Source organism: Rhodoferax sp., assembly GCF_011391645.1.
Lineage (GTDB): Bacteria > Pseudomonadota > Gammaproteobacteria > Burkholderiales > Burkholderiaceae_C > Rhodoferax.
Genome location: NZ_JAABQC010000166.1, coordinates 1 through 2609, shown reverse-complemented (window position 1 = coordinate 2609; position 2609 = coordinate 1). Strand labels below are relative to the sequence as shown.

Sequence of the window (2609 nt, the reverse complement as noted above, 5' to 3'; positions counted from 1 at the left end):
CTGAACACATTGAGCGTGCCGCCCGACCATTTGAGCGCCAGCAAGGCACCGGCCATCGACAGCGGCACGCTGAACAGAATCACGAGCGGATCGACAAAACTCTCGAACTGGGCCGCCAGCACCAGAAAGATGAACAACAGCGCCAGCCCAAACACCAGCGTCAGCGACTCAGACGATTTTCTGAACTCGCGGCTGATGCCATTAAGGTCGGTGGCATAACCGGACGGGAGAACTTTTTGCGCGGTGGCGTCCATAAACTGCAGGGCCTCGCCCACCGAATAGGTGGACGACAGATTGGACGTAATGGTGGCCGAGCGGCGCTGGCCGAAGTGGATCAGCTCACGCGGCACCACCACCTCGCGGGTGGTCACCAGTGCGGACAACGGAATCAACTCGGCGCCTTTGCCTCGCACAAAAATCTTCTCGATGTCATCCGGCGTGTCGCGGCCACTCGCGGTGGTCTGCACGATCACGTCGTATTGTTCGCCACCGCGTTTGTAGCGCGTGACTTTGCGGCCGCCCAGCATGGTCTCGATGGCGCGCGCGATCACATCGACATTGACACCCATGTCAGCGGCCCGCTCCCGGTCCACCTCCAGTCTGATTTCGGGTTTGTTGAGCCGCAAATCGGTGTCCACCTGCACAAATCCCGGGTTTTTGGCCAGCTCATCCTGAAACGCGCGCACGGTTTTGGCCAGCTCCTGGTAACTGTCAGAGGTGATGATGACAAATTCAATCGGCTGGCTGCGAAAGCCCTGCCCCAGCGATGGCGGCGTGATAGGTGCTGCGCTGACCCCCGGCACAGCCGCGAAACGCGGCGACATGGTGAGCGCCATTTCAAGGGTGGTTCGCTCGCGCTCATCCCACGGCTTGGCCCTGAAAAACACGTTGGCCTGCGACACGGTGGGGTTGCCCACGGTGGCAAAGATGCGGTCAAACTCGGGATAGTCTTCGGCAATGCGCTCCACACTCTTCACATAACGGTCGGTGTAGGCCAGTGTGGCGCCATCGGGCGCATTGACCCGGGCCAGCACCACGCCACGGTCTTCCAGCGGGGCCAGTTCACGCTTGATGTCGCCCAGCACCCACCACGACACGGCGCCGCTGGCCAGCATCACTGCCAGCACCAGGTAACGTCTGCCGAGCGACCAGGCAAGCAGGCTGCTGTAGGTGCTGGTGACCCGATTCAGCAGCCCATCCATGTGCGAATCAAACCAGCTTGGCTTGGGGTTGTGCCTGAGCAACAGCGACGACATCATCGGCGACAAGGTGAGCGCCACAAGGCCCGAAATCACCACGGCTCCGGCGAGTGCCAGCGCAAATTCGGTGAAAAGGCGCCCGGTGCGCCCCGGTGAAAACGCCAGCGGCGCATACACCGCCACCAGCGTCAGGGTCATGGCCACAATGGCAAAACCGACCTCGCGCGCGCCCTTGATGGCGGCCTGAAATGGCGGCAGGCCCTCTTCAATGTGACGGTAAATGTTTTCCAGCATCACGATGGCATCGTCCACCACCAGGCCAATCGCCAGCACCAGCGCCAGCAGCGTCAGGGTGTTGATGCTGAAGCCCGCCAGCGCCATCATGGCAAAGGTGCCGACCAGCGACACCGGGATGGTGATGAGCGGAATCAGCGAGGCGCGCAGGGTGCGCAAAAACACAAAAATCACCAGCGCCACCAGCACCGTGGCTTCAACGATGGTGGTGAACACGGCCTTGATCGACTGGTCAATGAACACCGAGTTGTCGTTGGCCACTTCAATCTGCACACCCGGCGGCAAATCACGGCGCAACTTCTCAAGTAAGTCGCGTACGCCTTTGGACAGGTCCAGCGGGTTGGCAGTGCTTTGCCTGACCACGCCCACGCCCACCGCATCGCGGCCGTTTAGGCGCACAAAGGACCGCTCATCGACTGGCGCTTCCTGCACGCGGGCCACATCGCCGATGCGAATCGCCTGGCCGTTGACGCTGCGAATCACCACCTGGGTGAAATCCTGGGGGCGCTGCAGGTCGGTGGCGGCGGTGACGTCAAACTCGCGTTGCCCGCTCTCAATACGCCCGGCCGGCACCTCGAGGTTGGCGCGGCGCAGCGCGTCTTCGAGGTCTTGCACGCTGAGTTTGTAGGCCGCGAGTTTGTCGGGGTCAACCCAGATGCGCATGGAAAACTTGCGCTCGCCATAAATATTGACTTCAGCCGCACCCGGTGCGGTTTGCAACACCGGCTTGACCAGCGTGTTGGCCATCTCGGACAGTTGCAGGGGGTTGTGGGTGTCGGAGCTCAGGGCCAGAAAAATCACCGGAAACGACTCGGCTTCAACCTTGGCGATCACCGGCTCGTCAATGCCCTGCGGCAGGCGCTGGCGCACCCGGGTGACCTTGTCGCGCACATCGGCAGCGGCGGCATCTGCATCGCGCGTGAGGGCAAAGCGCACACTGATCTGGCTGCGCTCCTGGCGGCTGGCAGAGGTGATCACGTCCACACCTTCAATTCCCGAAAGCGAGTCCTCCAGCACCTTGCTCACCTGGGCTTCCATGACCTCGCTGGAGGCGCCGGCAAAGGTGGTGGTGACAGACACCACGGGCTCGTCAATTTTGGGGTATTCGCGTACCGT

Annotated in this window: 1 protein-coding gene; it reads right to left on the bottom strand. The window is 61.9% G+C overall.

The window, feature by feature from the left end; genetic code table 11:
* Positions 1 to 2609 (bottom strand): efflux RND transporter permease subunit (locus GPS82_RS13725; RefSeq protein ID WP_296495666.1); only part of this gene is annotated, 2609 nt, incomplete at both ends.